The sequence below is a fragment of the Achromobacter sp. MFA1 R4 genome (assembly GCF_900156745.1).
In the GTDB taxonomy this organism is placed as follows: domain Bacteria; phylum Pseudomonadota; class Gammaproteobacteria; order Burkholderiales; family Burkholderiaceae_B; genus Achromobacter.
Genome location: NZ_LT707065.1, coordinates 1897781 through 1923406, shown reverse-complemented (window position 1 = coordinate 1923406; position 25626 = coordinate 1897781). Strand labels below are relative to the sequence as shown.

General features: G+C 66.2%; 24 protein-coding genes and 2 tRNA genes. 6 read left to right on the top strand and 20 right to left on the bottom strand.

The features are described 5' to 3' along the window. Nucleotides 1-2: 2 nt before the first annotated feature. From BXA00_RS08660 to BXA00_RS08630, 7 genes are all read right to left on the bottom strand, one after another. Complete coding sequence (locus BXA00_RS08660) at nucleotides 3-1730, bottom strand: ABC transporter ATP-binding protein (protein ID WP_076518023.1); 1728 nt, start codon at nucleotides 1728-1730, stop codon at nucleotides 3-5. Nucleotides 1731-1737: 7 nt separating this feature from the next. Beyond that, the gene (locus BXA00_RS08655) at nucleotides 1738-2664 is read right to left on the bottom strand and encodes an ABC transporter permease (RefSeq protein WP_076518021.1); all 927 of its coding nucleotides are present in this window, start codon (nucleotides 2662-2664) and stop codon (nucleotides 1738-1740) included. 23 nt (nucleotides 2665-2687) lie between these two features. Beyond that, the gene (locus BXA00_RS08650; protein WP_076518019.1) at nucleotides 2688-3659 is read right to left on the bottom strand and encodes an ABC transporter permease; all 972 of its coding nucleotides are present in this window, start codon (nucleotides 3657-3659) and stop codon (nucleotides 2688-2690) included. A 120-nt stretch (nucleotides 3660-3779) separates the two neighbouring features. Then, complete coding sequence (locus BXA00_RS08645) at nucleotides 3780-5387, bottom strand: ABC transporter substrate-binding protein (protein ID WP_076518017.1); 1608 nt, start codon at nucleotides 5385-5387, stop codon at nucleotides 3780-3782. A 261-nt stretch (nucleotides 5388-5648) separates the two neighbouring features. After that, nucleotides 5649-7037, bottom strand: a complete 1389-nt coding sequence (locus BXA00_RS08640; RefSeq protein ID WP_076518015.1) for a GTPase/DUF3482 domain-containing protein — start codon at nucleotides 7035-7037, stop codon at nucleotides 5649-5651. Then, entirely contained in the window at nucleotides 7030-8463 is a 1434-nt protein-coding gene (locus tag BXA00_RS08635) for a DUF2868 domain-containing protein (protein WP_076518013.1), read from the bottom strand. The genes BXA00_RS08640 and BXA00_RS08635 overlap by 8 nt, the downstream gene beginning before the upstream one ends. Before the next feature lie 97 nt (nucleotides 8464-8560). Then, nucleotides 8561-9451 carry a helix-turn-helix domain-containing protein gene (locus BXA00_RS08630; RefSeq protein ID WP_076518011.1) on the bottom strand — a complete coding sequence of 297 codons (891 nt, stop codon included), beginning with the start codon at nucleotides 9449-9451 and terminating at the stop codon, nucleotides 8561-8563. Between the two features lie 171 nt (nucleotides 9452-9622). On the opposite strand from BXA00_RS08630, the gene BXA00_RS08625 reads away from it, so the two are divergent. Then, nucleotides 9623-10528: a DMT family transporter gene (locus BXA00_RS08625; protein WP_076521862.1), complete on the top strand. Its 906-nt coding sequence runs from the start codon at nucleotides 9623-9625 to the stop codon at nucleotides 10526-10528. On the opposite strand, the gene BXA00_RS08620 is transcribed toward BXA00_RS08625, so the two are convergent. The 5 genes from BXA00_RS08620 to BXA00_RS08600 all read right to left on the bottom strand — a co-directional run bounded on the left by BXA00_RS08620 (nucleotide 10525) and on the right by BXA00_RS08600 (nucleotide 14400). Beyond that, complete coding sequence (locus tag BXA00_RS08620; RefSeq protein WP_076518009.1) at nucleotides 10525-11751, bottom strand: aminotransferase class V-fold PLP-dependent enzyme; 1227 nt, start codon at nucleotides 11749-11751, stop codon at nucleotides 10525-10527. The two genes, BXA00_RS08625 and BXA00_RS08620, sit on opposite strands and share 4 nt — an antisense overlap. Nucleotides 11752-11776: 25 nt before the next feature. Further along, the gene (locus BXA00_RS08615) at nucleotides 11777-12250 is read right to left on the bottom strand and encodes a RidA family protein (protein WP_076518007.1); all 474 of its coding nucleotides are present in this window, start codon (nucleotides 12248-12250) and stop codon (nucleotides 11777-11779) included. A 117-nt stretch (nucleotides 12251-12367) separates the two neighbouring features. Next, nucleotides 12368-13306, bottom strand: coding sequence for a LysR substrate-binding domain-containing protein (locus tag BXA00_RS08610; protein WP_076521861.1), 939 nt, complete (start codon nucleotides 13304-13306; stop codon nucleotides 12368-12370). 137 nt (nucleotides 13307-13443) lie between these two features. Continuing rightward, a tRNA-Asn gene (locus BXA00_RS08605) sits at nucleotides 13444-13519 on the bottom strand. A 68-nt stretch (nucleotides 13520-13587) separates the two neighbouring features. Continuing rightward, entirely contained in the window at nucleotides 13588-14400 is an 813-nt protein-coding gene (locus BXA00_RS08600) for an IclR family transcriptional regulator (RefSeq protein ID WP_076518005.1), read from the bottom strand. Between the two features lie 137 nt (nucleotides 14401-14537). Between BXA00_RS08600 and BXA00_RS08595 the strand changes: the two genes are divergently transcribed. The 4 genes from BXA00_RS08595 (at nucleotide 14538) to BXA00_RS08580 (ending at nucleotide 19280) form a co-directional block, all read left to right on the top strand. Next, the gene (locus BXA00_RS08595; protein ID WP_076518003.1) at nucleotides 14538-15980 is read left to right on the top strand and encodes an amidase; all 1443 of its coding nucleotides are present in this window, start codon (nucleotides 14538-14540) and stop codon (nucleotides 15978-15980) included. Nucleotides 15981-16011: 31 nt separating this feature from the next. Further along, nucleotides 16012-16977, top strand: a complete 966-nt coding sequence (locus BXA00_RS08590; protein WP_076518001.1) for a tripartite tricarboxylate transporter substrate binding protein — start codon at nucleotides 16012-16014, stop codon at nucleotides 16975-16977. A gap of 205 nt (nucleotides 16978-17182) precedes the next feature. Next, nucleotides 17183-18571: a GntP family permease gene (locus BXA00_RS08585; protein ID WP_076517998.1), complete on the top strand. Its 1389-nt coding sequence runs from the start codon at nucleotides 17183-17185 to the stop codon at nucleotides 18569-18571. Nucleotides 18572-18914: 343 nt separating this feature from the next. Next, nucleotides 18915-19280, top strand: a complete 366-nt coding sequence (locus tag BXA00_RS08580) for a hypothetical protein (RefSeq protein WP_076517996.1) — start codon at nucleotides 18915-18917, stop codon at nucleotides 19278-19280. 203 nt (nucleotides 19281-19483) lie between these two features. On the opposite strand, the gene BXA00_RS08575 is transcribed toward BXA00_RS08580, so the two are convergent. The 8 genes from BXA00_RS08575 to petA all read right to left on the bottom strand — a co-directional run bounded on the left by BXA00_RS08575 (nucleotide 19484) and on the right by petA (nucleotide 25018). After that, nucleotides 19484-19696 (bottom strand): sulfatase, encoded by a 213-nt coding sequence (locus tag BXA00_RS08575; protein ID WP_076517994.1) that lies wholly within the window; start codon nucleotides 19694-19696, stop codon nucleotides 19484-19486. Nucleotide 19697: 1 nt separating this feature from the next. After that, a complete protein-coding gene (locus BXA00_RS08570; RefSeq protein WP_231952235.1) occupies nucleotides 19698-20456 on the bottom strand; it encodes a GAF domain-containing protein in 759 nt (252 codons plus the stop codon). 204 nt (nucleotides 20457-20660) lie between these two features. Further along, nucleotides 20661-20736: transfer RNA gene (locus BXA00_RS08565), tRNA-Thr, on the bottom strand. A gap of 68 nt (nucleotides 20737-20804) precedes the next feature. After that, nucleotides 20805-21257 (bottom strand): ClpXP protease specificity-enhancing factor, encoded by a 453-nt coding sequence (locus BXA00_RS08560; protein WP_076517992.1) that lies wholly within the window; start codon nucleotides 21255-21257, stop codon nucleotides 20805-20807. Nucleotides 21258-21270: 13 nt separating this feature from the next. Next, entirely contained in the window at nucleotides 21271-21882 is a 612-nt protein-coding gene (locus BXA00_RS08555; protein ID WP_006388039.1) for a glutathione S-transferase N-terminal domain-containing protein, read from the bottom strand. A 155-nt stretch (nucleotides 21883-22037) separates the two neighbouring features. After that, the gene (locus BXA00_RS08550; RefSeq protein WP_076517990.1) at nucleotides 22038-22889 is read right to left on the bottom strand and encodes a cytochrome c1; all 852 of its coding nucleotides are present in this window, start codon (nucleotides 22887-22889) and stop codon (nucleotides 22038-22040) included. A 24-nt stretch (nucleotides 22890-22913) separates the two neighbouring features. Further along, nucleotides 22914-24302, bottom strand: coding sequence for a cytochrome bc complex cytochrome b subunit (locus tag BXA00_RS08545; protein ID WP_076517988.1), 1389 nt, complete (start codon nucleotides 24300-24302; stop codon nucleotides 22914-22916). A 74-nt stretch (nucleotides 24303-24376) separates the two neighbouring features. After that, entirely contained in the window at nucleotides 24377-25018 is a 642-nt protein-coding gene (gene petA / locus BXA00_RS08540; protein ID WP_076517986.1) for a ubiquinol-cytochrome c reductase iron-sulfur subunit, read from the bottom strand. Between the two features lie 139 nt (nucleotides 25019-25157). Between petA and mscL the strand changes: the two genes are divergently transcribed. Continuing rightward, complete coding sequence (gene mscL / locus BXA00_RS08535; RefSeq protein ID WP_076517984.1) at nucleotides 25158-25610, top strand: large conductance mechanosensitive channel protein MscL; 453 nt, start codon at nucleotides 25158-25160, stop codon at nucleotides 25608-25610. Nucleotides 25611-25626 lie beyond the last annotated feature (16 nt).

The following is a 25626-nucleotide window of genomic DNA, read 5'->3' as shown; positions in this document are numbered from 1 at the left end:
TCTCAGCCCACCACGTCCAGCCCTTCGCGGGACATGGACTGCAGGCGGGGCATGAGGCCAAGCAGATGTTGGCTGTAGGGGTGCTGCGGGTGTTCGAACAGGGCTTCCGTTTCGGCCACTTCCAGCAGCTCGCCATGGCGCATGACGCCGACGCGATCGCACATCTGGCGGATCACCGGCAGGTCGTGGCTGATGAAGAGCATGGTCAGGCCCAGCTCTTCCTGCAGGTCCTTGAGCAGGTTCAGGATCTGCGCCTGGATGGACACGTCCAGCGCCGACGTGGGCTCGTCGCAGATCAGGAAGCGCGGCCGCGTGGCCAGCGCGCGCGCGATGCAGATGCGCTGGCGCTGGCCGCCTGAGAATTCGTGCGGGAAGCGTTCCGCGGCGCGGTCGGCCAGGCCCACCACGTCCAGCAGGTCGGCCACGATGCGGCGCGTTTCCGCCTCGCTGGGCGCGAGCTTGTGGAAGCGGATGGGCTCGGCCACGATGTCCAGCACGCGCATGCGCGGGTTCAGCGACGAAAAGGGATCCTGGAAGATCATCTGGATCTGCCGGCGGAAGGGATTGAGTTCCTTCTCGCCCTTGAGCGCAGTGAGGTCGGTCCCGCCGAACGTGACCGAGCCTTCGCTGGGCGTGTAGAGGCCCGAGATCAGCCGCGCGACGGTGGATTTGCCCGATCCCGATTCGCCGACCAGGCCAAAGACCTCGCCCTCGCCGATCGACAGATTGACGCGCTTGACCGCGTCCAGCGTGCGTTGGTTGCGCTTGAAAAAGGCGCTCTTGAGCACGAAGCGCATGGAAAGGTCGCGCACCTGGACCAGCGGGCCGTCCGTGCGCTTGCCGAAGTCGCGGCGCTGGCCCAGCCAGTGCGTGGCCAGGTCCAGCGGCTGCGCGGGCGTCCTCACGGATTCGATGTAGGTCACCAGCGGAAAACGCTTGAGCTTGATGTCGGGCCGCGGCACGGCCGAGATGAGGCTGCGCGTGTAGGCATGGTCCGGGTCGCCCAGGATCTTGGCGGTGGGACCCTGCTCCACCAGCTTGCCGCGGTACAGCACCGCCACGCGGTCCGTCACGTCCGCGATCACGCCCATGTCGTGCGTGATGATGATCATGCCGACCTGCTCTTCGCGGCACAGCTTCTTGAGCAGGTCCAGGATCTGCGCCTGGATCGACACGTCCAGCGCGGTGGTGGGCTCGTCGGCGATGATGACCTCGGGCTTGCAACATAGCGCCAGCGCGATCACCACGCGCTGCCGCATGCCGCCCGAGAATTGATGCGGGTACTGCTGGACGCGCAGCTCGGGCTGGTCGATGCCGACCTGTGCCAGGAGCTGCACGGCGCGCTGCATTGCCGCGTCGTGCGACAGGTCCAGGTGGACCAGCATCGTTTCGACCAGCTGGCTTTCCACGGTCTGCAGCGGGTCGAGCGAGGTCAGCGGATCCTGGAAGATCATGCCGATGCGCCGGCCCCGGACCTTGCGCTGTTGCGCCGGCGTGAGCGTGTCGATGCGTTCGCCGTTCAGCAGCACCGACCCGCCGGCCAGGCGTCCCGGCGCTTCGAGCAGGCCGATGACGGCGTTGCCGATGGTGGACTTGCCCGCGCCGGACTCGCCCACCACGCCCAGGATCTCGCCTTTTTCCAGGGACAGCGATACGCCGTCCACCGCCACCATCGTGCCGCGGCGGCTGGGAAATTCGATACGGATGTCTTCGATGTTCAACAAGGCCATGGCAATCTCAGCGCAGCTTGGGGTTGAGCGCGTCGCGCAGCCAGTCGCCCAGCAGGTTGACCGACAGCACCAGCGCAACCAGCGCGATGCCGGGGAAGATGGAGATCCACCACATGCCCGAGAACAGGTAGCTGTTGCCGATGCGGATCAACGTGCCCAGCGACGGCGCGGTGGGCGGCACGCCCACGCCCAGGAACGACAGGGTGGCTTCGGTGATGATGGCGATCGCGAGGTGGATGGTGGCGATCACCAGCACCGGTCCCATGACGTTGGGCAGGATGTGGCGGCGCAGGATGGTGATGGGGCCGATGCCGATCAGCTTGGCCGCCTGGACGTATTCCTTGTTGCGCTCGACCAGCGTGGAGCCGCGCACGGTGCGCGCGTACTGCACCCAGCCCGAAATCCCGATGGCGAAGATCAGCACGTAGAGCGCAAGCTGGTCGTGCATGTCGCGCGGCAGCAGTCCGCGCGCCACGCCGTCGATCAGCAGCGCGACCAGGATCGCGGGAAACGAGAGCTGCACGTCGGCGATGCGCATGATGAAGCTGTCGACGCGCCCGCCCGCGTAGCCGCTGATGAGGCCGAGCGTCACGCCCAGCACCATCGAGAACAGCACCGAGGCAAACCCGACCAGCAGCGATACGCGCGAGCCGTACATGACTGCCGACAGGATGTCGCGGCCCTGGTCGTCCGTGCCCAGCAGGAAGTCGGGGCTGCCGCCCTCTTCCCAGGCCGGGGGCGTGTTGGCGTCCATGATGCTGAGGGACGCGAGATCGAACGGATTGTGGGGCGCCACGACCGGCGCGAACAACGCGCCGAGCACGATGACCAGCGTGACGATCGCGGCGACGATGGCGCCCGGCGAACGTTTGAAGCTGTGCCACAGGTCGCTGTCGGCGGCGCGCGTGAAGAAGGGGGCGATGCGAGCAATCATGCGATTTCCTTTTTTACCGCCATTCACTTGCTCTGCACGCGCAGGCGCGGGTCGACGACGAAGTACAGCAGGTCGACGACCAGGTTGATGACCACGAACATGAAGGCGATCAGCACCAGATAGGCGGCCATGACCGGGATGTCCACCATGCTGATGGCCTGGATGAACAGGAGCCCCATGCCGGGCCACTGGAACACCGTCTCGGTGATGATGGCGAAGGCGATGATGGAACCCAGCTGAAGGCCGGTGATGGTGATGACGGGCACCATCGTGTTCTTGAGCGCGTGGCGGAAGTTGATCAGCCTTTCGGGCAGGCCGCGCGCCCGCGCGAACTTGATGAAGTCGGCGCGCAGCACCTCCAGCATCTCGGCGCGCACCAGGCGCATGATGAGCGTCATCTGGAAGAGCGCCAGCGTGATGGCGGGCATGATGAGCGCCAGCCAGCCGGACTTGGTGAGAAAGCCGGTGGTCCACCATCCCAGGCTCACGACGTCGCCCCGCCCGAAACTGGGCAGCCAGCGCAACTGCACGCCGAAGAACAGGATGAGCAGGATGCCGATCAGAAAGGTGGGCAGGGAAATGCCCGCCAGCGAGATCGCCATGAAGGCCTTGGACAGCACGCCGTGGCGCTTGAGCGCGGTGTAGATGCCCATGGGAATGCCCAGCGCCAGCGCCATGACGGCGGACACGAATGACAATTCCAGTGTGGCGGGCATGCGCTCTTCGAGCAGTTCGCTGACCGGCCGGCGATGGCGGTAGGACATGCCGAAGTCGCCCTGCACCGCATTGGCGACGAAGTGGGCGTACTGCACGATGAAGGGATCGTCCAGGCCGAGCTGTTCGCGCAACTGGGCGCGCTGCTCGGGCGTCGTGTCCTGGCCGACCATGCTGGCGACCGGGTCGCCCACGTAGCGGAACATGGCGAACGCGATCAGCGCCACCGTCAGCATCACCAGCACCGACTGGAACAGCCGCTGCGCAATAAAGGAAAGCATCTCAGGAAGCCCTCTTGTTCGGATGGCGCCGGGCCGGGTTCCGCGCGCAGGGCGGGAATGGGGGCTGGGCCGGGCGCATCCGGGCGGCACGCGCCGCCCGGGGTTGCATCAAGCGCCGCGCTACGGCAGCACGACGTTGCGCAGATCGAGCACGTCGTCGGCACGCTGGGTGACGGTGACGTTTTCCTTCACGCCCCAGGACATGGGTTGCTGGTGCAGCGGCAGGTAGCCGAAGTCGCTGCGCACGATGCCGAAGGCTTCCTTGATCATCGCGTTGCGCTTGGCCTGGTCGGTTTCGACGCCGATCTTGTTGGTCAGCTCGTCGACCTTCTTGTTGCAGTAGCCGCCCAGGTTGAACTGGCCCGCGGCCGTCTTGGCGTCGCGGCACGAGGTCAGGTTGAGCAGCGTGTTGTGCGCGTCGGTCGAGCTGGGCGTCCATCCCAGCATGTACATGCTGGTCTGGTTGCCGGCCTGCAGCAGGATCTTGCCGAAGTACTTGGACTTGGTCTGCGCCAGCAGGTTGATCTTGATGCCGACGCGCGCCAGCATGCCGGCCACGGCCTGGCAGACCTTTTCGTCATTGACGTATCGGTCGTTCGGGCAGTCCATGGTGACGGTGAAGCCCTTGGGATAGCCGGCTTCGGCCAGCAGCTTCTTGGCGCGTTCCGGATCGGGCTTGTACGGCGCGCCGAAGGATTCGTCGTAGCCGTTGATGGACGTGGCGATGAGCGAGCCCAGCGGCTTGGCCGCGCCGCGCATGATCTTTTCGTTGATGGCCTTGGTGTCGACGGCCAGCACGACGGCCTCGCGCACGCGGATATCCTTGAACGGGTTCTTGCCCTTCACGTCGGAGAACAGGAGCTCGTCGCGGTCCTGGTCCATGCCGATGAAGATGGCGCGGGCTTCGGGCGCGGTCAGCGGCTTGACGCCCTTGGCGTCTTCCAGGCGCTTCCAGTCCTGTACCGGCACAGGCTGCACGACGTCCATTTCACCCGAGATCAGCGCGGCCACGCGCGTGGCTTCCTGCGTGATCGGCTGGAAGATGACCTCGTCGATGTTGGTCTTGATGTTCTTGTTCCAGTAGCCGTCGTAGCGCTTGAGCACGGTCTTCACGTCGGGCTGGCGTTCGGTCAGCATGAACGGGCCGGTGCCGTTGGCGTGCAGGTTGGCGTAGTTGCCCTGGTTGTCGCCCTTGACGTTGGTCGCCTCGGTGGTCTTGTTCTTCTCCGCCCAGTTCTTGCTCATGATGTACAGGAACACCCATTCGCGCGGCAGGATGGGGTTGGGCGTGGGCGTGGTGACTTCGATGGTGTAGTCGTCCACCTTCTTGATGTCGGTGGCCTTGGCGCCGTAGCCCTTCATGTCGGAGCCGGGCGTCAGGCTGCGCTTCCACGAGAAGATCACGTCGTCGGCGGTGAAGGGCGAGCCGTCATGGAACTTCACGCCCTTGCGCAGCTTGAAGACCCACTTGGTGGGTTCCGGGTTTTCCCAGCTTTCGGCCAGCAGCGGCGTGAGTTTCAGGTCGCCGTCGTAGCCGGCCAGCGTTTCGTAGATGTTGCCCTGGAAGCCCAGCGTGAAGGTTTCGTTCAGGGCCATCGGATCCATCGACGTGGCGTCGCCCTGGTACGACCAATGCAGGGTCTTGGCGGCCGCGCCGGCGCTGAATGCCAGCGAGGCGGCCACGGCAGCGGCAAGCGCCGCCTGCTTGAAGTGGTGAAAAGTACGCATAGCCCTCATGCTCCGTGTGGTGCGCGGATAGCGCGACAGAAGTGACAGGGCCCCGGCCCCATGGGGTTCCGGGGCATGGCGTTGCTGCTGGAGTCGATAGACCCAACCCCTTGTGATTGACATGACGGGGACGGACCCGCGTCGATGCAGATCGAATCTTATCGACGCATTCGTTTAAGCGTCAATCGGTTTGGATTGGGGTTATTACGCGCTTGCCGTACGCGTTGAATGGTGCGTTTGGCGGGGCATGCGGGCTGCCGGTCAATCGGCTGGCAGCGGCGTGGATGCGAGGGTTTTCGCCAATTCATGCAGCACGCGCTTGCGGCGGTCGCTGTCTTCATAGTGTTTACCCAGGGCCGACCATTCAGGCCGGCTGCGCGCTTCCTTCAGGGCTTCGGGCAAAGGGCCCTTGCGCCATGCATCATCGGCCGGGAGGTCTAGCCGCAATGGCTCGCGCGCGGCATGGCCGCGTCGTTCCAGCGCTTCGATCAACTGCCGCTGGCGCAACGCAAGCAGGCGCAACACGGCATCGTCCACGCTGATCTCGCGCCAGCCGCGCAGCTTGCCCGCGACGCGCTTGCCGAGCTTTTCCACACCCTGCCACAGCCCGCCCGCGGCGGCGCCGATCAGCATGCCGGTTCCCAGGCTCAGGCCCGCGCTCATCAGATCGACCGCGGCGCCGGCCATGGCGCCCGCGGCGGCGCCCATGCCGACCTGCACACCCATGTCCTTGAGCGCCTGCGGATGGAACAGATCCATGCCCCAGCGTTCGCCTTGCAGCGGCAGCGCGTCGTCGGCGTAATCCGCCGCGCGGAAGTTGTAGAGCGCCAGCAGCGCGTTCACGCAGGTCTGTTCGCGCTGGCGCACCTGGTCGCGCAGCAGGCCGGAAGCGGCGGCGAGCGCGCCGTCGTCGCTGGGGCTGGACAGATGCAGCGCGGCGACGTCGATCAGCAGGTCCGCGAGCAGTTCGTAGGCCGCGGCGTGGCGCTCGCGTCGCTGCGCGGCCAGGCTGCCGGACAGCCGCGCCAGCGCGCCGGCGTGGCGGTCCAGCAGCACGCCGAGCTTGGCGTACAACTGCTGTTCGCCATCGAGCGGCGGCGCCACGGTGTCGAATTCCACCACCGCGTGCAGGCCCAGCCGCGCCATGGCGTCGCGCCATTCGTCGGCGCGGTGCGCCGGCGCGTTCACGAAGTTGAGCACCGGGAGCAGGGGCCGTCCGCAAGCGGCCAGGATGGCGAGTTCATCGCGATGCTTGCCCAGCACCGGATCGCGCGCGTCGATGACGTACAGCGCCGCATCGCAGTCCAGCATCTTGGTCAGGACGCGCGCTTCCTGCTCGTAGCGGCCGTGCGCTTCGGGCGTGTCCAGAAAGCGGCGGATGCGCGCGGGACCGTCGAGCCGTTCGCCGGGACGGTCCAGGCGCTCCAGGTACTCCAGCAAGGCAATGCTGTCTTCCATGCCCGGCGTATCGAACCATTCCAGCACGGGCCGTCCATCCAGGCGCAGGCGCGCGCCTTCGACGTGGCGCGTGGTGCCGGGGCGGTCGGCCACTTCGCCGAAGCTGGTGTCGCGCGTCAGCGTGCGCAGGAGCGAGGTCTTGCCGGTGTTGGTGTGGCCGACGAGGGCGATCTTGATGAGGGGGTCAGCCATGGCCGGTCTCCAGCCAGTCCAGCGGCGCGACCGGCGTCTGCAGGACGGCGGCGGCGGGCAGGCCCAGCGCCAGCAGCCGGTCGCGCCAGAGGTCGGCGCGCGTGTCGGCGCCGGCGTGAGGCAGGATCAGCCAGACGCGGGTCTGCCCCGCATGCGCGGACAGGTCCGCAATGAGCGACAGGGTGCCGCGGTCGGGCGTCTGGCGCGCGTCGCAGGCGATCAGGAGGCGCGAGGCGGCGGACCGGGCCAGCGCATCGAGCACCCGGTTGCGCTCGACGCGCGTATCCAGGTTGCCTGCCTGGCGGATGCCGTCGGGCAGGTCCGCGGGAGGCCAGGCCAGGTCCGCGGGCAATTCCAGTCCCAGCAGCACGGGCTGGCCACCCAGCCCCTCCAGCGCCGGCGCGTGCACGCGCGGTTCGTGCAGGGGATCGACCGGACGGTCGATGCCGGTGGACAGGGCGGGCGGTTCGAGCCTGTCGCGCAGCGTGGAGAAGCCGGCGAGTGCGGGATCGATGCGCACGCGCCGCAGCGCGCGCAGCGTGGCCGCCGCGCACAGCGCGCCGGCGATCAGGCGCGGCACGATGCCGTAGACCACCACGACGCCGATCAGCCACAGCGACCATTGCGCCTGCGCGGCGGCCGGCAGGACTTGCGTGCCGTCGCTGGCGCGGATGGTGGCGGCGTCGGGCATGGGAAAGCCCAGATGGGCCGGCAGCCAGCCGATGGCCTGCGTGATCCAGACGAAGGTGTCGGGCGCCAGCAGCGTGGTGGCCCAGACGAAGCGGTAGCTGGCGGTGGACAGCACCACGAGCAGGGTCGCCAGCGCGGCGCACAGCGCCGTCAGCCACAGCAGATGGCTGATGCTGCCGAAGAGGCCGCGCAAGGCGCCCGCGCGCGTCAGCAGATTCAGGAAGGCCTGCGGCACCAGCGCGCCGTCCGGGCCGCGCGCCAGCTTGCGCGTGGCCCAGAGCCAGAGGCGGCCAAGCCCGGTGACGGCCGAGGGCCGCAGCAGGAAGCTCGCCAGCCAGACCAGGAAGGTCAGCGCATGCAGGCCCAGGAGCGCGCCCATGGCCCAGAGCACATTGACCGGGCGCGTGCCGTCGCCCAGCGCGCCCAGGGCGGCGCCCGCGCCGGAGACCAGCGCCAGCAGGAAGAGAACGACCAGCATGGCCGTGGCGCTGCGGCGCCAGGCCTCGACGAGGGGGATCAGGTTTTCCCGTTGGGCCAGCAGCGTGGCGCGGGCCAGGATGCGCGATGGCAGGTCGGCATCGAGCTGTCGCACCTGCCGCACCGCCTGCGCGTCCTCCAGCGGGCCCCAGTGCGCTTCGCGCAACCGGATCAGTTCGGCCAGCCAGTGCGCGCCCAGGCGGCGCTGGCTGGCGCTATCGGCGAGGGGGGAAGGTTCGCGAGAGGTCGGGGACGGCATCGCGTCGGTGCAGGCAGGATCAGGCCGAGTGAGGCCGCTAGGGCGATGCGCCATTGTAGACCGCACGGTGCGGAACACCGCCCGCCAGCGCGCCGTGTCAGTGGCTGGCGCGCGCGCTGCGGTACTGGCCAGGGGTGACGCCGATGGCGTCGCGAAAGACGCGCGCGAGGTGGCTGGCGCTGCCGAAGCCGCAGGCTTGCGCGATGCCTGCCAGGTCGCCCTTGCCCGTCGCCAGCAGGCTTCTGGCGCGGGCGAGGCGCCGGCCGCGCACCCAGGCGTGAGGCGGCTCGCCGAACGAGGCGTGGAACATGCGGGCGAAATGATAGGTGGACAGCGCCGCGACGCCGGCGAGTTCGTCCAGCGTCAGGGGATCGGCCAGATGGGTGTCCACGTAGTCCATGACGCGGCGGCGCACGCCGGGGGCGAGCCCGCCGCGGGCGGGCTGCGGCGTCTTGCGCGCAACGCCCTGGACCAGCAGGTGTTGCAGCACGGTCTCGGCCGCGCTGCTCGCGGCCAGGCGGTCGGCCGGCTGGCTCCAGTCGGTGCCCAGCAGCCGGCGGCAGACGTCGATCAGCGAGTCGTCGTGGATGTAGGTGCGGTCGCGCAGCTCCAGCGTGCGCGGTTCGCAGTCCAGCCGCATGACGGCTTCGCGCGCCAGGCGCTGCGGCGCGATGTACAGGTGCAGGAAATGCACGTTGTCGTTCATGCACCAGCGGGAATGGTGCTCGGCGGGCAGCACGCAGAACTTGTCCGCGCCGCCATGCAGCGCGTCCTGGCCGACCCGGAACGACTTGTCGCCGCCTTGCAGGTAGAGCGACAGCGTGTGATGGCCGGGCGTGTCGTAGGCCAGCGTTTCGCGGGCGGTGCGCGACCATTGCGAGATCGCCATGCCTTCGCCCAGCGACGCGGCGCGCTGCAGCGTCGCGGTGGAGCGCGACAGGGTGCGGAAGACGGAGAAATCGGCCGGGGCCGTAGCGGTGTTGCCCATGGGAAGGAATGCTACTGCGATCCCGCGCGCGCGACGCGCCCGATTCGGACAAAAGCGCAAGAACCGGCAATCGCGGCGCGGCAGCCCGGCGCACACTGGATGCCCGGCGACCGGGGCGGCCGCCGGCGTCCGTATTCGATCTTTGCGCAGCAGCCCGGCGCACGCCGCATCATGAATCTTTCCCTCTACCTGCTTACCGTCCTGATCTGGGGCACGACCTGGATCGCCATCAAGCTGCAGCTCGGCGTGGTCGCCATTCCCGTGTCGATCTTCTACCGCTTCGCGCTGGCGGGGCTGCTGTTGTTCGCGGCGCTGCGGCTGATGCGCAAACTGCAGAAGCTGGACCGGCGCGGCCATTGGCTGTGCGTGGGCCAGGGCCTGTGCCTGTTCTGCCTGAATTTCCTGTGCTTCTATTCGGCCACGCAGTGGATTCCCAGCGGCCTGGTGTCGGTGGTGTTTTCCGCCGCGACGCTCTGGAACGCCGTCAATGCGCGGTTGTGGTTCGGCACCCGCATCACGGCGCGCGTCATGGCGGCGGGGGCGCTGGGCTTTTGCGGCCTGGCGCTGCTGTTCTGGCCGGAGCTGGCGAGCCAGGAGGCCAGCCATGAAACCCTGCTGGGCCTGGGGTTTGCGCTGCTTGGCACGCTGTGCTTTTCGACGGGCAACATGCTGTCGTCGCTGCAGCAGCGCGCCGGCATCCGGCCGCTCACCGGCAATGCCTACAGCATGCTCTACGGCGCGGCGATCCTGCTGGCCGGCTGCGTGGCCACGGGGCTGCCGTTCGACTTCGATCCCTCGCCGCCCTACGTGGGCGCGCTGCTGTACCTGGCCGTGGCGGGGTCCATCGTCGGTTTCACCGCCTATCTGACGCTGGTGGGCCGCATGGGCCCCGCCCGGGCGGCGTACTGCACGGTGTTGTTCCCGGTCGTCGCGCTGAGCGTGTCTACCGTCGTCGAGGGATACCGGTGGACGCCCCAGGCGCTGTCGGGGCTGGCATTGGTGATGCTGGGCAACCTGCTCGTCTTCACGAAGTGGTCGCCGTTTGCCAGGCGCGGCGCGATGGCGGGGCGGGCCTAGCCCGCTGCTCCGCGCCCACCGCGGGTTTGGCCGGCCAGCGCGCGCAAGGCTTCCAGCAGGCGGTCGATCTCGGCGCTGCTCGTCAGGTAACTGACCGACGCGCGCGCGATCCGGTCCAGGCCGCGGGCCTGCATGTCCAGCGGCGTGTAGGGCACGCCGTTGCTGCCGATCGTGATGCCCTGCGCCGACAGCCTGCGCTGCACGTCCGCGGCGTCCTGGCCTGCCACGTTGAACGCAACCAGCCCGGATTTTTCGCGGCCCTGGTCCAGCACGGTGACGCCGGGAATCGCCGCCAGTTCGGCGCGCAGCGCCTGGGCGTTGGCGTCGATGCTGGCTCGGATCGTGTCCAGCCCCAGATCCAGCGCCTCGCGCAAGGCATTGGCGAGGCCACAGCGCAGCGCCAGCGAGTTCTCGGCGGACTCCAGGCGCGCGGCGTCCGGGCGCAGGACGGGCTGGCCATCCGCATCGAGCGGCGCGGAATGCGTATCGACGAAGGCGGGCGTGAGGCGGTCCAGGAAGGCGCGCCGCACGTACAGGATTCCGGTTCCGCGCGGCCCGCGCAAGGCCTTGCGGCCCGGGCCGCTGAGCACGTCGCAGCCGACCTGCTCCACATCGATGGGGATCTGTCCGATTGCCTGCGCGGCGTCGACGAAATAGGGAATGCCATGCCGGCGCGCGACCTGTCCGATGGCGGCGGCCGGGTTGATGAGACCGCCGTTGGCGGGCAGCCAGGTCAGCGCGATCAGCCGCACGCGCTCGTCCAACATGGCTTCCAGCGCCTGCGCGTCCACGCATCCGCTGTCGTCCGACGCAATGGTCTCCAGCGTGGCGCCGGCGCGCGCCGCATGGAGCCGCATGGTGGCCAGGTTGCCGCCCCATTCGTGGCGGCCGACCAGGATGCGGTCGCCGGGCCGCCACCCCGGCAGCGCCGCGAAAGCCGCGCCCCACCCGGCTGAATTGCCTCCCGTCAGCGCGATTTCATCGACCTGGGCGTTGAGCAGTTGCGCCGCCAGCGTGCGCGCCGCTTCGGTCAGATCGCGCGCCGCGACGCCGGCCTCCATCGGACCTTGCGCCGCTTCGCGCTTCAGATGCGCATGGATCGCCTGCAGCGTGGCGGTGGACGGCAACGACGCGCCGGCATGGTTGAAGTGCACCGAGCTTTGCGTGCCGGGCGCCATGGCGCGCAGCGCCTGCACGGTGCTCGGCGGGAGGGGGGCAGTCATGGCGGCTCCTTTCAGGCGGCCGGGATCAGGCCTGGGTCAGCGCGATGACGGCTTCGACCTCCACCGCCACGCCTTGCGGCAGGGACGCCACGCCGACGGCGCTGCGCGCATGGCGGCCGGCGTCGCCGAACACGTCGACCATCAGGTCCGAGGCGCCGTTCGCGATCGCGCTCTGGCGGTTGAAGTCGGGGGCGCTGGCCACGAACACGCCCAACCGGACCACGCGGGCCACGCGGTCCAGGCGGTCGCCCGTGGCGGCGGCGATCTGCGCCAGGATGCCCAGCGCCGAGGCGCGCGCGGCCGCCACGCCGTCGGCATCCGACACCTGGTCGCCCAGCCGGCCCAGGTAGGCCGCCTTGCCGTCCTTGCGGGAAATCTGGCCGGAGATATAAAGCAGGTTGCCTTCCAGGACGAAGGGCACGTAATTGGCGGCCGGCGCGGCGGCGGCGTCCAGGGTCAAGCCAAGTTCGGCAACGCGGGCGGAAATGCTGCGGGTCATATCGGATCACCTGAGAGTTGATGAGAAGCGATTCGGGAAGCTACCCCGATGCTATCGATGCTATCGGTCGCCGCGTCGCGTGACCAATCAATTCTTGCATTGCACGTATGAGTAAAACTAATGCGTGCCGACGGGGCAGCGGGTCGCCTGGGCTGCCGTTTCCGCCAGCCAGTCGCGCAAGGCCTGGACAGGCTCGCTGGACACGCCGCGCGGCGTGACGAACCACCAGCCGATGCGTGGATCCTCCAGCACGGCGCCCGGCAGCGCCTGCACCAGCGCGCCGCTGGCCAGATGCGCGGCGATCAGGCGCTCGCGGCCCATGGCAAGCCCCTGCCCCGCGAGCGCGGCTTCCACGACGATGTTGTAGTCGTGCAGACGCACCGTCCCTGCGCGGCTCAAGTCCAGGCCCTGCAGGCGCGCCCACGCGTCCCATTCAAAGGGTTGCCTGGCGTGCGAGACCAGGAGCGGGTGACGCAGCAGATCGGCCGCCGACTTCGGCCGCTTCCGGCCGGCGACCAGCGCGGGCGCGCATACGACGGACAGGCGCTCGGTCATCAGCAGCGTGGACCGCACGCCGGGCCAGCCGCCGCGCCCATAGCGAATCGCGGCGTCGACCTCGCCGCCCGCCACGTCCGCCAACGCGATATCGGGCTGCAGCTGCAGATCGATGCCGGGATGCGCGGCGGCAAAGGCCGGCAGGCGCGGCGCGAGCCAACGCGTGGCAAACGACGCCAGCAATCCGATCCGCAGCGGTTTCTGAAACGTTTTGCGGGCCGGATCATGCGCGCGGGCCTCGTCCGTGCCTAGGCGCAGCAGTTCGAACGCCGCATGCACGCGTTCGTAATAGGCCTGGCCCTGGGCGGTGAGCGCAATGGCGCGCGTGCGCCGCTCAAAGAGCGCGATGCCCAGTTCCGATTCCAGGCGCTGGATGTGATGGCTGACGGCGCTCTGCGTGACGTAGAGCTCCTCAGCGGCCTGCGAGAAGCTCAGGCGCCGCGCGGTCGCCTCGAAGGCGCGCAGGGAGATCAGGGGCGGCAGGGATCGGGTGGAACGCATGGCGGGCATCGGGTTGAAGCGGACCTGGCCATGCTACGCCATGCGGGTGAACGCCCACCCGGCTGCGCGGCCCCAATGCAAAAAGCCCGCAAACACGTTGCGGGCTTTTTTAAGGGTACTGCGGTACTGCAAATTCTTGGCTCCCCGAGCTGGGCTCGAACCAGCGACCTGCGGATTAACAGTCCGTCGCTCTACCGACTGAGCTATCGGGGAACAGGTAGAGGGGCCGAATTATGCACAAAAAATCGAAAGAATGCAAAACGGGTCGATAAATTGCGTGGTCACCCGTGCTGGATCGCATGCGCGGTGCGGAACAGCTGCGGCACGATGTCGCGCAGCAGGCGGTCGGCGGGATAGTCGTGGCGGGGGGCGCTGACGCTGATGGCGGCCAGGGGCACGTCCCGCGCGTCGCGCAGCAGCACGGCGGCGCCGACCTGGTTCTGCAGCACCTGGTCCTCGGTCAGCGCGTAGCCCTCGTCCCGAGCCTGCTGAATCAGGGCCAGCAGCGCCTGTGGCTCGATCACGGTGCGCGGGGTGAAGGCGCGCGGGGGCGCGCGCAACAGCGTCTGGCGAATCGCGTCGTCGTCGAGCTGGCTCAGCAGCATGCGGCCGCCGCTGTTGCACCAGGCCGGCATGCGGCGACCCGGCAGCATTTCGGCCAGCGTGAGCTGCCGGCTGGGCAGGCGCAGCAGGTAGATCATGTCGCCGCCCGCCAGCACGCTCATGTGCACCGCCAGGCCGCAGCGGTCGCGCAGCGCGACCAGATGCGGGGCGGCCATGGACACCAGGCGGTCGGTGCGCAGGAAGAAGTAACCCAGCTCGACGACGCGCGGACCAAGCCGGTAGCGGCGCGAGGCGGTGTCCTTGCTCAGGTAGCCCAGCCGTTCCCAGGTGTGCACGAAGCGCTGCGCGGCGCTCTTGCCCAGGCGGGTCAGCGCGGCGATCTCCGTCAACCCGAGCGTGTCGGTGGCGTCGCGGAACGCCTCCAGCACGCGCATGCCCTTCTCCAGCGATGCGACGAACAGCGGGTCGTCCGCGGGGTCGGGGGCGTCCTGCGCTGAGGCGGCTGGATTGTCTGGCGAGGGCTTTGTCATGGCGGCTCGTGGCGAGGAATCGGGCAGCCGGCGATGCCCACCGGCCCAGGGATGCGCTAGTTTCCCCGGATTGTTGGCGCGGGGAATACCAACTATAAAGTTGATTATTCAATACTTTGTATCGTATAGCAATACATATGGAATTTTCGACCCCCACCCGGCCCGCGACGTCGACGCTCTGCGACCTTAGCGCTGTCGCGCTGCGCGATGACATCGCTGCAGGCCGCGTCAGTGCTCGCGACGTGATGGCCGCGCACCTGGACCGCATCGCAGCCTGGAATCCCGCGGTGAACGCCGTGGTCACGCTGGACGCCGAAGGCGCCATGGCGCGCGCCGCGCAGGCCGATGCGCACCAGGCCGCCGGCCGTCCGCTGGGCCTGCTGCACGGCCTGCCCATCGTCCACAAGGATTCGTTCCTGACCGCCGGCATGCGCACCACCTATGGATCGCCGCTCTACCGCGATTTCGTGCCGGACCGCGACAGCCTCATCGTGAGCCGTGAGCGCGCGGCTGGCGCGATCACGCTGGGCAAGACCAACCTGCCGGAATTCGGGGCCGGTTCGCAAACCTTCAACACGGTCTTCGGACCCACGCGCAACCCCTACGATCCGCGCATGACCGCCGGCGGCAGCAGCGGCGGCGCGGCTGCCGCCCTGGCTGCACGCATGGCGCCGCTGGCCGACGGAACGGACATGGGCGGGTCCCTGCGCAATCCGGCCTCGTTCTGCAACGTGGTGGGCCTGCGCCCGTCTCCGGGACGCGTGCCGCAATGGCCCACCGCCAGCCCGTACAACACCCTGACGGTCGCCGGGCCGATGGCGCGCACCGTTGCCGATGTGGCGCTCCTGCTCGCCGCCACGGCCGGTGTCGACGCGCGCGATCCGCTGGCCATCGACCAGGACCCCAATCGATTCCTGGACAGCCTGGCGCGCGATTTCAAGGGCGTGCGCATCGCCTATGCGCCGACATGGGGTGGCCTGCCCGTCGAGCCGGCCGTCGAGCGCGCATTGGAGCGCCATCTGCCGGTCTTTGCCGACCTGGGCGCGGTGGTGGAACCCGCCTGCCCCGACTTCAGCGGCGCGGACGCGTCGTTCCAGGCGCTGCGCGCGCAGACCTTCGCCGTGGGCTACGAGGCCGCACTGCGCGAGCATCGTCATCTGCTCAAGGACTCGGTGATCTGGAACATCGAACTGGGGCTCACGCAGCCGGCAACCGCCGTCGTGCAGGCCGAGCGCGACCGCGCCGCCCTGTTCGCCCGCATGCATGCGTTCATGCAGACGTATGAGTTCATGATCGGGCCGGTCAGCCAGGTGCTGCCGTTTCCGGTAGAGCAGGAAACCGTGCATCGCATCGAAGACACGCCGATGCAGAACTACATCGACTGGATGCGCTCGGGCTATTACCTGTCGTTGACGGGCCACCCCGCGATCTCGGTGCCCTGTGGGTTTACCGAGACCGGCCTGCCCGTCGGCATCCAGATCGTGGGCCGCTATCGGCAAGAGCGCGCCCTGCTGCAACTGGCCCACGCATTCGAACAGGCCACGCAGTACTGGCGCCAGGCGCCCGTGCTGCCCAACTGAACACCTGACAAACCACACAAGGGGAATTTCAATGAGCAAACCCATCGCTCGCGCGATCGCGCTGTGCGCACTGGCCGCCGCGCCGGTGCTGGCCCTGGCGCAGGACTATCCCAGCAAGCCGATCACCATGGTCGTGCCCTTTCCGCCGGGCGGATCGACGGACGTCATCGGCCGCCTGTTCGCCGCCAAGCTGGGCGCGCGAATGGGCCAGACCGTGGTGGTCGAGAACAAGCCGGGCGCCAACACCAGCATCGGCGCAACGGCCGTCGCCCGCGCCGCACCCGATGGCTATACCTTCATGATCACGGGCGCGCCCACCTTCACGCTGAACCCGCTGCTCTATTCCAACCTCAACTACAACCCGCTCAAGAGCTACGAGTACGTCGCGATCGCGGGCAGTACGCCGTTCGTGATCCTGACCAATCCGCAGACCGGCATCGGCACCGTGGCCGACATCACCAGCAAATCGGCGTCGCAGCCGCTCAGCTTCGGGTCCTTCGGCAACGGCTCCACGCCGCACATCGCGGGCGAGTCCCTGGCCCAGCGCACGGGCGCCAAGCTGCTGCACGTGCCCTACCGCGGCAGCGCACCCGCCATGACGGACCTGATCGGCAACCAGATTCCCTTGTCGATCGACACGCTGGTGGCCAGTCTTCCGCAGATCAAGGCAGGCAAGGCGCGCGCGGTGGCGCTGACGGGCAACGCGCGTTCGTCCCTGGTGCCGGACGTGCCCACGGTCGCCGAAAGCGGCTTCTCGGGCTACGACTTCGAGACGTGGTTCGGGGTGGTCATGCCGCACGGCACGCCGGCGCCCGTCGTGGCGCGGCTGTCCAAGGAGATCGAAGCGGTCATGGCCGAACCCGATACGCGCGCCAAGCTGCAGGAGCTGGGCTTTGACGCCACCTTTTCCGACCCGGCGACGTTCCGCCGCAAGGTGGAATCCGAGCTCGAGCGCAACGTGGCGATCATCAAGGCCGCCGGGATCAAGCCGGACTGAGGCACGCGACTAGGCAAGCCGCGCACGCGACGAAGCGCGAACGACGGCGTCGCGTTCAGTTGTCTGTAGGGAACAGGCGCGATGCGCCTGCGCCGACCCCGCTCCGATGCTTCGGCACCCGCGCCTGCCAGCCGGGCGTCAAGCTGATCCCGTATCATGGCCCCGGAAAGGCTCGCGACCTCTCTCGATTTTTCTGGGTTCAACCATGTCTTCGTTCGACATTCAATTGCTGCTCACCGCCCTGGTGAGCGTTCTGGTCCTGGTCGCGCTGATCGTCTCCCGTATCCGCATGCATCCTTTGCTGGCGCTGCTGATCGTGTCCATCGGCGTCGGCTTCGCAACCGGCATGGCTCCGGTTGCCATCGTCAAGAATCTGACGGACGGCGCCGGTAAGACGCTGGGCGCCGTCGGCGTGGTGATTGCGCTGGGCGCCATGCTGGGCAAGATCCTCGCGGACTCCGGCACCACCGAGCGCCTGGCCAATGCGATCCTGCGCCACACCTCGCCCCGCATGATTCCCTGGGCGATGACGCTGGTGGCATTCGTCATCGGCATTCCGATGTTCTTCGAAGTGGGCCTGGTGGTGATGCTGCCGCTGATCTTCAGCGTGGCGCGCAAGCTGGAAAGCCAGGAACGCTTCAAGGGGTCCGCCTATGTCTACGTGGGCGTGCCGGTGATCTCGGCCTTGGCCGCGATGCACGGCATGGTGCCGCCGCATCCCGGTCCGCTGACCGCGATCGCCACGCTGAAGACCACGGTCGGGCCGACCATGATCTACGGCTTCATCGCCGCCCTGCCCGCCATGATCTTCGGCGGACCGCTGTATGGCGCGTTCATCGCGCCGCGCATGACGACGCGCCCGGATGAGGCGCTGCTGGAACAGTTCACTTCCGGCACCGAAGGCGGCGCGAGCCAGGACGCGCCCAGCGTGGGCCTGGGCGTCCTGGCGGCCCTGCTGCCTGCCTTGCTGATGCTGGTGCACGCGCTGGCCGAGATGCTGCTGCCCAAGGATTCCAGCGTGACGCACGTGGCCGCCTTCCTGGGCAACCCGGTGGTCGCGATGCTGCTCGGCGTGCTGTTCGCGGCCGTGACGCTGGTCTTCATGCGCGGCGGCGATCCCGAAAAGCTGCGCGGCGCGCTAGGGCAAAGCCTCAAGCCGATCGCCGGCATCATGCTCATCATCGCGGGCGGCGGCGCATTCCAGCAGGTGCTGACCAGTGCCAAGGTCGGCGACGCCATCGTGCACCTGACCCATCAGTTTGCGTTCCCGCCGCTGATCCTGGGCTGGCTGATCGCGATGCTGCTGTCCGTGTCCACCGGCTCGGCCACCGTCGGCATCGTCGGCGCCGCGGGCCTGCTGGCGCCGCTGGCGGGCGCCGACCCCAGCCTGAACCTGCCGCTGCTCGCCCTGTCGATCGGCTGCGGATCGCTCTTCTTCAACTACGCCAACCACGCGGGCTTCTGGATGGTGAAGGAATCGTTCGGCATGACCATGGGCGAGGCCACGAAGACGATCTCGGTGGTGCAGTCGATCGTGTCGGTGGTGGGGCTGTTGATGGTGCTGGGGTTTGATAGGTTGCCGCCGCTGGGGTGATGGACCAGCAGCACGGGCGTCGGACGCCGCTGATAGACCAGTGACGATGGTGCTTGGACTATGTGTGAGCTCTCTTGCTTCATGAGCGGGAATACAGCATCGCCTACTTCTGGTACGAAACACGATGACTATAGTTGCAGTCGTCCCTAAACCCACTGTGGATCCGGCGCGCGTGGAAGTCCTTTGGGACGCAGACATTCAGGGCCTGTATTGCAGGATTGCGTATCCAGAGAAAACGCGCGTCCAAGACAAGTCCACGGCGCTTCGTGACATGCTGGATGCGCAATGGCCACTCCCACAGCCACGTCGCATGATCGTTGCGCGCGGACCCGGTGGAATTTCGATGGCCCTGGACGCAGAAGAGCGTCTTCGTGACTTCGACATCCGTACTGACCTGACAGAGCGCGTTCTTCCTCCTATTGCCTCTGCCGATGCCGATTACATGGAGCCATATATTCAGGCGAGCTTTGACGAGGGCGGCGACGCGGAGTGTCCCGCGATCGAAGAAGCTATTTATGATTCTGCGCAAGGCATTGTCTGCCTCAGTTGGGGGGCGGCCGACCTTTGGTGCATCGTGGCACCCACGCTGGCGCTCGGGCTCGCGGCGGATGGGGCGCTCATGAAGATTCAATTGAGCGAGTTCTCGATTCCTGCGCCAAAGCCTCGGCAGGAGAGCGCGTGGGAACGCCTGAAGCGCAAGTTTAGCTAGGCGCCCGAGCGCGATCTCTCAGGTCTAAGCGGGCGTCCTCGGCGCTTCGTCGTAACCTGACCAGGGCCAATGCCGGGTTAGGCCCTTGGGAGCTTATGGTTTTTCTGCGTTGCAGTCGCGTCAGCATGCTCTTCAGACGGGCATATGCACGCCTGATTCTCTCGGCGCAGAACAACAAAGGGAAGTCCGAGGACGTCCCTTTTTCAATTTCCCGCCGGAACCATTCTGTTCAGCGGTGAAGGCGGACCCGCATCTTCGCGCGCCCCTTGCCTGATGCCGGCGCTACCGGTAGTAATTGCCTGCAGGCCGAATTCGGTAAGCGTAAGCTCCCTGACCTTCATAAACGCGCCCGGTTTGGATACGAGCTTGGACTCTTTGACGAAGGCGTCGGCGGGGCGCTTGGTGACAGTCTTCATATCAATACCTTTTCGTGACGAAGTCGCTGATAGCTTTGGTGCCCGCACCAACAATTTCCACCACATCGTCGCGTTCAAACAGCGCGCGGTCACTTGAGTCCAAGTAAATCACGCCGATTGGATGCTGTCCAGATCGGTCCAGGACGGGAACAGCCATTGCGGAATAGCGTCCGGGTCCCAGCCTGCGAGCCTCGGACTCTGTGTAGCCCCACTCCTGTACGAGTTCACCGCGAAGTTGCTCCTCCGTCCCGTTTTGGCTGGACATGACGAGCGGCTTCTTATTACGAATGGCTCGACCCGTAATGCCCGTGTGGATGGAAAAGATTCTGCCCACACCTTCTCCGCGGGAGCCCGCGTAGTTCACGATTTGCTCGATCTCGAGCGGCTCCTGGATGGGCGGCACAACGCGGTGGAATGTGGCACGGATGTCGCCTCCGCATTTTCGCTTTGAGCACCATTCGGAAAGCATGATCTGCACGGTGGAGATAGCGGCGTATAGACCTTCATGGACGACGTCTGGGGCTTCGTTCAAGTCCTCGGCGCGTGCGGTCACCACCCGGACTGTGGTTGCGACGAGCAACCAGAGGCAGGCTGCGGTGGCGAGGCCGAAAATCCAGGGATCAAATGCGGGATCGCGCCAACTCTTTATTGCGGCTGAGCCTGCGACGATTATCGGGGGACCATTGAATAGCATTTCGCGCGGCCATTTCTTTTGCCAGAAGCGCTTTCGTTGTGCGCCAGGAAGATGAGAGGAATTCATGCCGCCCGGCCTCCACAGGTCTGAGAGAAGGCAGGATTCTAGCTCGCGGCCGTGCAAACGAAGCCGGCTCGAACGCTTGGTGATCTCCAAATCAGACGGCGGAGCGCCCCGTTGCCACCTGTCCATCGCGGCACTGAAAGGCGCGATGCGGCAGTGATGAAAAGGCCGATTCACGCGGAATCGGCCTTTTCATGGGTGTTTCATTGGTGCCGGTGAAAGGAATCGAACCCTCGACCTTCTCATTACAAGTGAGCTGCTCTACCAACTGAGCTACACCGGCGCGGCGTGCCGGGGCACGCGCAGGAACTGCATTGTAATGAAAAAAATGCAGGCCCTCTTGTGGGGGCGTTATTTGACGATGGTCAGGCGCGGACGCTTGGGTTCGTCGTCGTCGCCGTCGTCGCCACCCGGGGCGGGATTGGCGTCGGAGCCCTCGGGGGCGGCGGTGTCCGGCGTGACGCCCTGGGCGCCTGCTTCCGGGGGCTCGTAGGGCTGGACCTCGAAGCCCATGCCGGCGCCGGTTTCGCGCGCGTAGATGGCGCTGACGGCGCCCACGGGAACGTAGACGTTTTCGGTCACGCCGCTGAAGCGGGCCTGGAATTCGATGAATTCGTTGCCCAGCACCAGGCGGTTGGTGGCCAGCGTGCCCACGTTCAGCGTGATCTGGCCGTCGCGCACGTGGGCGACGGGCACCATGGTGTGCTCGTCGACCTGCACGGTGATGTACGGCGTGTAGCCGTTATCGGTGCACCATTCGTGCAGTGCGCGGATCAGATACGGTTTGGTCGAAGTTTCACCCATCACACAGCCAGCCTCAACGACGCATCACTTTTTCCGAAGGCGTCAGCGCTTCGATGTAGGCCGGGCGCGAGAAGATGCGTTCGGCGTACTTTTGCAGCGGGGCCGCATTCTTGGGCAGTTCGATGCCGTAGTGGTCCAGGCGCCAGAGCAGCGGGGCGACGGCCACGTCGAGCATGGAGAATTCCTCGCCCAGCATGTACTTGTTCTTGAGCAGCATGGGCGCCAGCTGGGCCAGGCGGTCACGGATGTTCTGGCGGGCGTTGGCGAGCTTCTTTTCGTCCGGCTTGGCGCTGCGGTCTTCCAGCGTCGAGACGTGGACGAAGAGTTCCTTCTCGAAGTTGTAGAGGAACAGGCGCGTGCGGGCGCGCATGACCGGGTCGGCGGGCATGAGCTGCGGGTGCGGGAAGCGTTCGTCGATGTACTCGTTGATGATGTTCGACTCGTACAGCACCAGGTCGCGTTCGACCAGAATGGGCACTTGACCGTACGGGTTCATCACCGAGATGTCTTCGGGCTTGTTGTACAGGTCGATGTCGCGGATCTCGAAATCCATACCCTTTTCGAACAACACGAAGCGGCAGCGTTGCGAAAACGGACACGTGGTTCCGGAATAGAGCACCATCATGGCGGTAAGTCCTTTATGAAAAACGAAAGGCCAGCGCCTAAATCTAGCAGGCGCTGGCCCCAATTGCCAGGCGGGATAGGCGTACAGCCCTATCCGCCTCTTCCGTCCCCGATATAAAAAGGGAGGCGGCTGGGGAACCTGGCGGGGCGTTGCGGTTAGCGCACGTGTTTCCAGTACGAGGCGTTCAAGCGCCACGTTACAAAGAAGAACAGGAGCAGGAACAACATGACGCCGACGCCGATGCGGACACGCAGTGTCTGGACGGGTTCAGCCATCCAGGACATGAATGCGGTCAGGTCAGCGACGTCGTTGTCGTATGTTGCGGTTTGGGCCGGGTTGGCGGCCTTGAATTTGGCATCGAAGGTGGCATGGCCGTGGTAGTTGGCTACCGGTTCGGCCTTGACCGTGGCAAAACCTTGCGAATCGTACACCGTCGTGACGCGTTCCCAGGTTTTGGGGGCGCCGTTCTTGCCTTCGACCTCGTGCATGGCGACGGTGGTCAGCTCGCGCGGACCTTGTTCCTGCCAGAGGGCGTGGGGCATGCCGACGGACGGGAAAACCAGGTTGTTCCAGCCCGTGGCGCGCGAGGTGTCGCGATAAAAGGTGCGCAGGTACGTGTACAGGTAGTCCGAGCCCGAGGGACCGGCGTTCACGGACTTGGCGCGGGCGATCACGGACAGGTCCGGCGGCGTCGTGCCGAACCAGGCCTTGGCGTCCTTGGGCGTCATGGCGACGTGCATCATGTCGCCGATCTTGTCGCCCGTGAACAGCAGGCTTTCCTTGATTTGCTGGTCGGTCAGCCCGATGTCCTTGAGCTTGTTGTAGCGCATCGAGGATGCGCTATGGCAGTTCAGGCAGTAGTTGACGAACAGCTTGGCGCCGTTTTGCAGCGATGCCATGTCGTTGACGCGGTAAGGCGCCTTGTCCAGCGGGAATCCGCCTCCGGCGGCAAATGTAGCGGTACACGTGAGCATCAAGGCCACGGCACCAATCAGCTTCTTGATCATGGTTAGTCCGTTATTCTCGTGGGCTCAGTGGGCGTGGAACGTGACGCGGTCGGGCACTTGCTTGAAGGTGCCCAGGCGGCTCCATACCGGCATCAGGAAGAAGAAGGCCAGGTACAGCAGCGTGCCGATCTGCGAGGTCAGGTTCAACGGCGGACTGGGCGGCTGCGTACCGATGTAGCCGAGCACCAGGAAGTTGACCATGAAGATGCCGTAGATCCACTTGTGCCACGTGGGGCGGTAGCGGATCGACTTGACCGGCGAATGGTCGAGCCAGGGCAGGAAGAACAGGATCACGACCGTGCCGCCCATGGCCACCACGCCCCAGAACTTGGCGTCGATGACGCGCAGCAGCACGGCGACGACGATCAGGATGCCGGGGACGGCGACGCGCAGGAAGCCCTTGAGGTTGCTCTTGGCGAACAGCACGATGGCGCCCAGCACCGCCGCGCCCGCCAGCACCCAGGTGAATTCGTCGGTGGTGGCGCGCAGCATCGAGTAGAACGGCGTGAAGTACCAGACCGGCGCGATGTGCGGAGGCGTCTTCAGCGAGTCGGCGGGAATGAAGTTGTTGAACTCCAGGAAGTAGCCGCCCATTTCCGGCGCGAAGAACACGATGGCCGCGAACACCAGCAGGAAGCCCGCCACGCCCACCAGGTCATGCACCGAGTAGAAAGGATGGAACGGGATGCCGTCTTTGGGGCGGCCATACTTGTCCTTGGGGCCCTGCTTGATCTCGATGCCGTCCGGGTTGTTCGAGCCGACTTCGTGCAGCGCCACCAGGTGCGCCGCCACCAGGCCGATCAGCACCAGCGGAATGGCGATGACGTGGAAGGCGAAGAAGCGGTTCAGGGTGGCGTCGGACACGACGTAGTCGCCGCGGATCCAGATCGACAGTTCAGGGCCGATGAACGGGATGGCCGCGAACAGGTTCACGATCACCTGGGCGCCCCAGTACGACATCTGGCCCCAGGGAAGCAGGTAGCCGAAGAACGCTTCGGCCATCAGACAGAGGAAGATCGCCACGCCGAAGATCCACACCAGTTCGCGCGGCTTGCGGTAGGAACCGTAAAGCAGGCCGCGCAGCATGTGCAGGTACACGACGACGAAGAACATGGACGCGCCGGTCGAGTGCATGTAGCGCACCAGCCAGCCCCACGGGACCTCGCGCATGATGTATTCGACCGATTGGAACGCGCGCTCGGCGTCCGGCTTGTAGTGCATGACCAGGAAGATGCCGGTCACGATCTGCAGCACCAGCACCAGTAGCGCCAGCGAGCCAAAGAAATACCAGAAGTTGAAATTCTTGGGTGCGTAGTACTCGGACAGGTGGGCTTTCCAGGTGGAGGTCACCGGAAAGCGCCGGTCCAGCCAGCCCAACAGGCCTGTCGTCTCGACGGTTTTCTCGCCAGCCATGTAACGGCTCCTTCTCTAATACGTGGCGTATTGTTTTTACTTACGTAGATCGGGAAAAAAGCGCGACGCGAGCGTCAGGCCTTGTTGTCTTCATCGACGCCCACGATGATGCGGGTATCGGTGAGGTACTGGTACGGCGGGACTTCGAGATTATCGGGAGCGGGCTTGTTCTTGAAGACCCGGCCAGCCAGGTCGAACGTGGAGCCGTGGCAGGGACAGAGGAATCCGCCTTGCCAATCCGCGCCCAGGCCGCCGCCGCCACCCGTTTCGAAGTGCGCGGTGGGCGAGCAGCCCAGGTGGGTGCAGATGCCGACGCAGACGAAGAGCTCGGGCTTGCGCGAGCGGCCTTCGTTTTCGGCATAGGGAGGAGTGAAGCCGGGCCGCTTGGATTGCGGGTCGGCGAGCAGGGGGTCCAGCGTCTTCAGGCCGGCGAGCTGCTCGGGAGAGCGGTGCATGATCCACACCGGCTTGCCGCGCCATTCGACCGTTTTCATGGTGCCGACAGGAATGTCGCCGATATCCACTTCAACGGGCGCCCCGGCCGCGCGGGCTTTTTCGGAGGGGGAAAACGTGCTCACAAGCGGTACTGCGGTTGCGACTCCTGCTACGCCACCCACAGCACAGGCGGTGGTAACCCAGAAACGTCGCGAAGGATCAGGTGGCAGGTTGGGATCAACCGCACCGTCATCATCATGCACCAGCGTATCCTGACTCATCTTCCTATCCTTGTTGATGCGCCCGCTCTACGAGTAGCATCACTTCTGCGGCATCGGGTTCGCGGGAATATGTAACAACATAGCAACCGCGTATTATAGGCCAGCCTACCCTCAGGCGTATCACGAATGGAGTGCTTTTATGAGCAAAGCGACTGGTTTCGTCAAAGAATTTCGAGATTTCGCCGTCAAGGGCAACGCGGTTGATCTGGCCGTCGGCGTCATCATTGGCGCCGCTTTCGGCAGGATAGTCGACTCGCTGGTCCGCGACATCATCATGCCTCTCGTCAATTTCCTGCTTGGCGGATCGGTCGACTTTTCAAACAAGTTCCTCGTGCTGTCGATGCCCGAGGGCTATGCCGGACCGATGACCTACGCGGATCTGACCAAGGCCGGCGCCAATGTGTTCGCCTGGGGCAACTTCGTCACCATCATCATCAATTTCGTGCTGCTGGCCTTTGTGATCTTCTGGATGGTCAAGGCCATCTACAAGGCCCGCAACAAGGCGGAGGAAGCGCCGGCGCCGGCCAAGACGCCGGAAGACGTGGCCCTGCTGCGTGAGATCCGCGACCTGCTCAAGCGGCCGCAGCCGTAAAACAGCAAAGCGCCCG

What these genes read in the sequence shown, in the direction of transcription:
- BXA00_RS08610 (WP_076521861.1), bottom strand. Translation starts at nt 13,306, where the DNA reads ATGCGTTCCACCCGATCCCTGCCGCCCCTGATCTCCCTGCGCGCCTTC.
- BXA00_RS08595 (WP_076518003.1), top strand. Translation starts at nt 14,538, where the DNA reads ATGGAATTTTCGACCCCCACCCGGCCCGCGACGTCGACGCTCTGCGAC.
- BXA00_RS08645 (WP_076518017.1), bottom strand. Translation starts at nt 5,387, where the DNA reads ATGCGTACTTTTCACCACTTCAAGCAGGCGGCGCTTGCCGCTGCCGTG.
- BXA00_RS08570 (WP_231952235.1), bottom strand. Translation starts at nt 20,456, where the DNA reads ATGAATTCCTCTCATCTTCCTGGCGCACAACGAAAGCGCTTCTGGCAA.
- BXA00_RS08550 (WP_076517990.1), bottom strand. Translation starts at nt 22,889, where the DNA reads ATGATCAAGAAGCTGATTGGTGCCGTGGCCTTGATGCTCACGTGTACC.
- BXA00_RS08600 (WP_076518005.1), bottom strand. Translation starts at nt 14,400, where the DNA reads ATGACAAAGCCCTCGCCAGACAATCCAGCCGCCTCAGCGCAGGACGCC.
- BXA00_RS08640 (WP_076518015.1), bottom strand. Translation starts at nt 7,037, where the DNA reads ATGGCTGACCCCCTCATCAAGATCGCCCTCGTCGGCCACACCAACACC.
- BXA00_RS08655 (WP_076518021.1), bottom strand. Translation starts at nt 2,664, where the DNA reads ATGATTGCTCGCATCGCCCCCTTCTTCACGCGCGCCGCCGACAGCGAC.
- BXA00_RS08545 (WP_076517988.1), bottom strand. Translation starts at nt 24,302, where the DNA reads ATGGCTGGCGAGAAAACCGTCGAGACGACAGGCCTGTTGGGCTGGCTG.
- BXA00_RS08580 (WP_076517996.1), top strand. Translation starts at nt 18,915, where the DNA reads ATGGCCCTGGACGCAGAAGAGCGTCTTCGTGACTTCGACATCCGTACT.
- BXA00_RS08585 (WP_076517998.1), top strand. Translation starts at nt 17,183, where the DNA reads ATGTCTTCGTTCGACATTCAATTGCTGCTCACCGCCCTGGTGAGCGTT.
- BXA00_RS08560 (WP_076517992.1), bottom strand. Translation starts at nt 21,257, where the DNA reads ATGGGTGAAACTTCGACCAAACCGTATCTGATCCGCGCACTGCACGAA.
- BXA00_RS08590 (WP_076518001.1), top strand. Translation starts at nt 16,012, where the DNA reads ATGAGCAAACCCATCGCTCGCGCGATCGCGCTGTGCGCACTGGCCGCC.
- BXA00_RS08615 (WP_076518007.1), bottom strand. Translation starts at nt 12,250, where the DNA reads ATGACCCGCAGCATTTCCGCCCGCGTTGCCGAACTTGGCTTGACCCTG.
- BXA00_RS08625 (WP_076521862.1), top strand. Translation starts at nt 9,623, where the DNA reads ATGAATCTTTCCCTCTACCTGCTTACCGTCCTGATCTGGGGCACGACC.
- petA (WP_076517986.1), bottom strand. Translation starts at nt 25,018, where the DNA reads ATGAGTCAGGATACGCTGGTGCATGATGATGACGGTGCGGTTGATCCC.
- BXA00_RS08635 (WP_076518013.1), bottom strand. Translation starts at nt 8,463, where the DNA reads ATGCCGTCCCCGACCTCTCGCGAACCTTCCCCCCTCGCCGATAGCGCC.
- BXA00_RS08660 (WP_076518023.1), bottom strand. Translation starts at nt 1,730, where the DNA reads ATGGCCTTGTTGAACATCGAAGACATCCGTATCGAATTTCCCAGCCGC.
- mscL (WP_076517984.1), top strand. Translation starts at nt 25,158, where the DNA reads ATGAGCAAAGCGACTGGTTTCGTCAAAGAATTTCGAGATTTCGCCGTC.
- BXA00_RS08650 (WP_076518019.1), bottom strand. Translation starts at nt 3,659, where the DNA reads ATGCTTTCCTTTATTGCGCAGCGGCTGTTCCAGTCGGTGCTGGTGATG.
- BXA00_RS08620 (WP_076518009.1), bottom strand. Translation starts at nt 11,751, where the DNA reads ATGACTGCCCCCCTCCCGCCGAGCACCGTGCAGGCGCTGCGCGCCATG.
- BXA00_RS08630 (WP_076518011.1), bottom strand. Translation starts at nt 9,451, where the DNA reads ATGGGCAACACCGCTACGGCCCCGGCCGATTTCTCCGTCTTCCGCACC.
- BXA00_RS08575 (WP_076517994.1), bottom strand. Translation starts at nt 19,696, where the DNA reads ATGAAGACTGTCACCAAGCGCCCCGCCGACGCCTTCGTCAAAGAGTCC.
- BXA00_RS08555 (WP_006388039.1), bottom strand. Translation starts at nt 21,882, where the DNA reads ATGATGGTGCTCTATTCCGGAACCACGTGTCCGTTTTCGCAACGCTGC.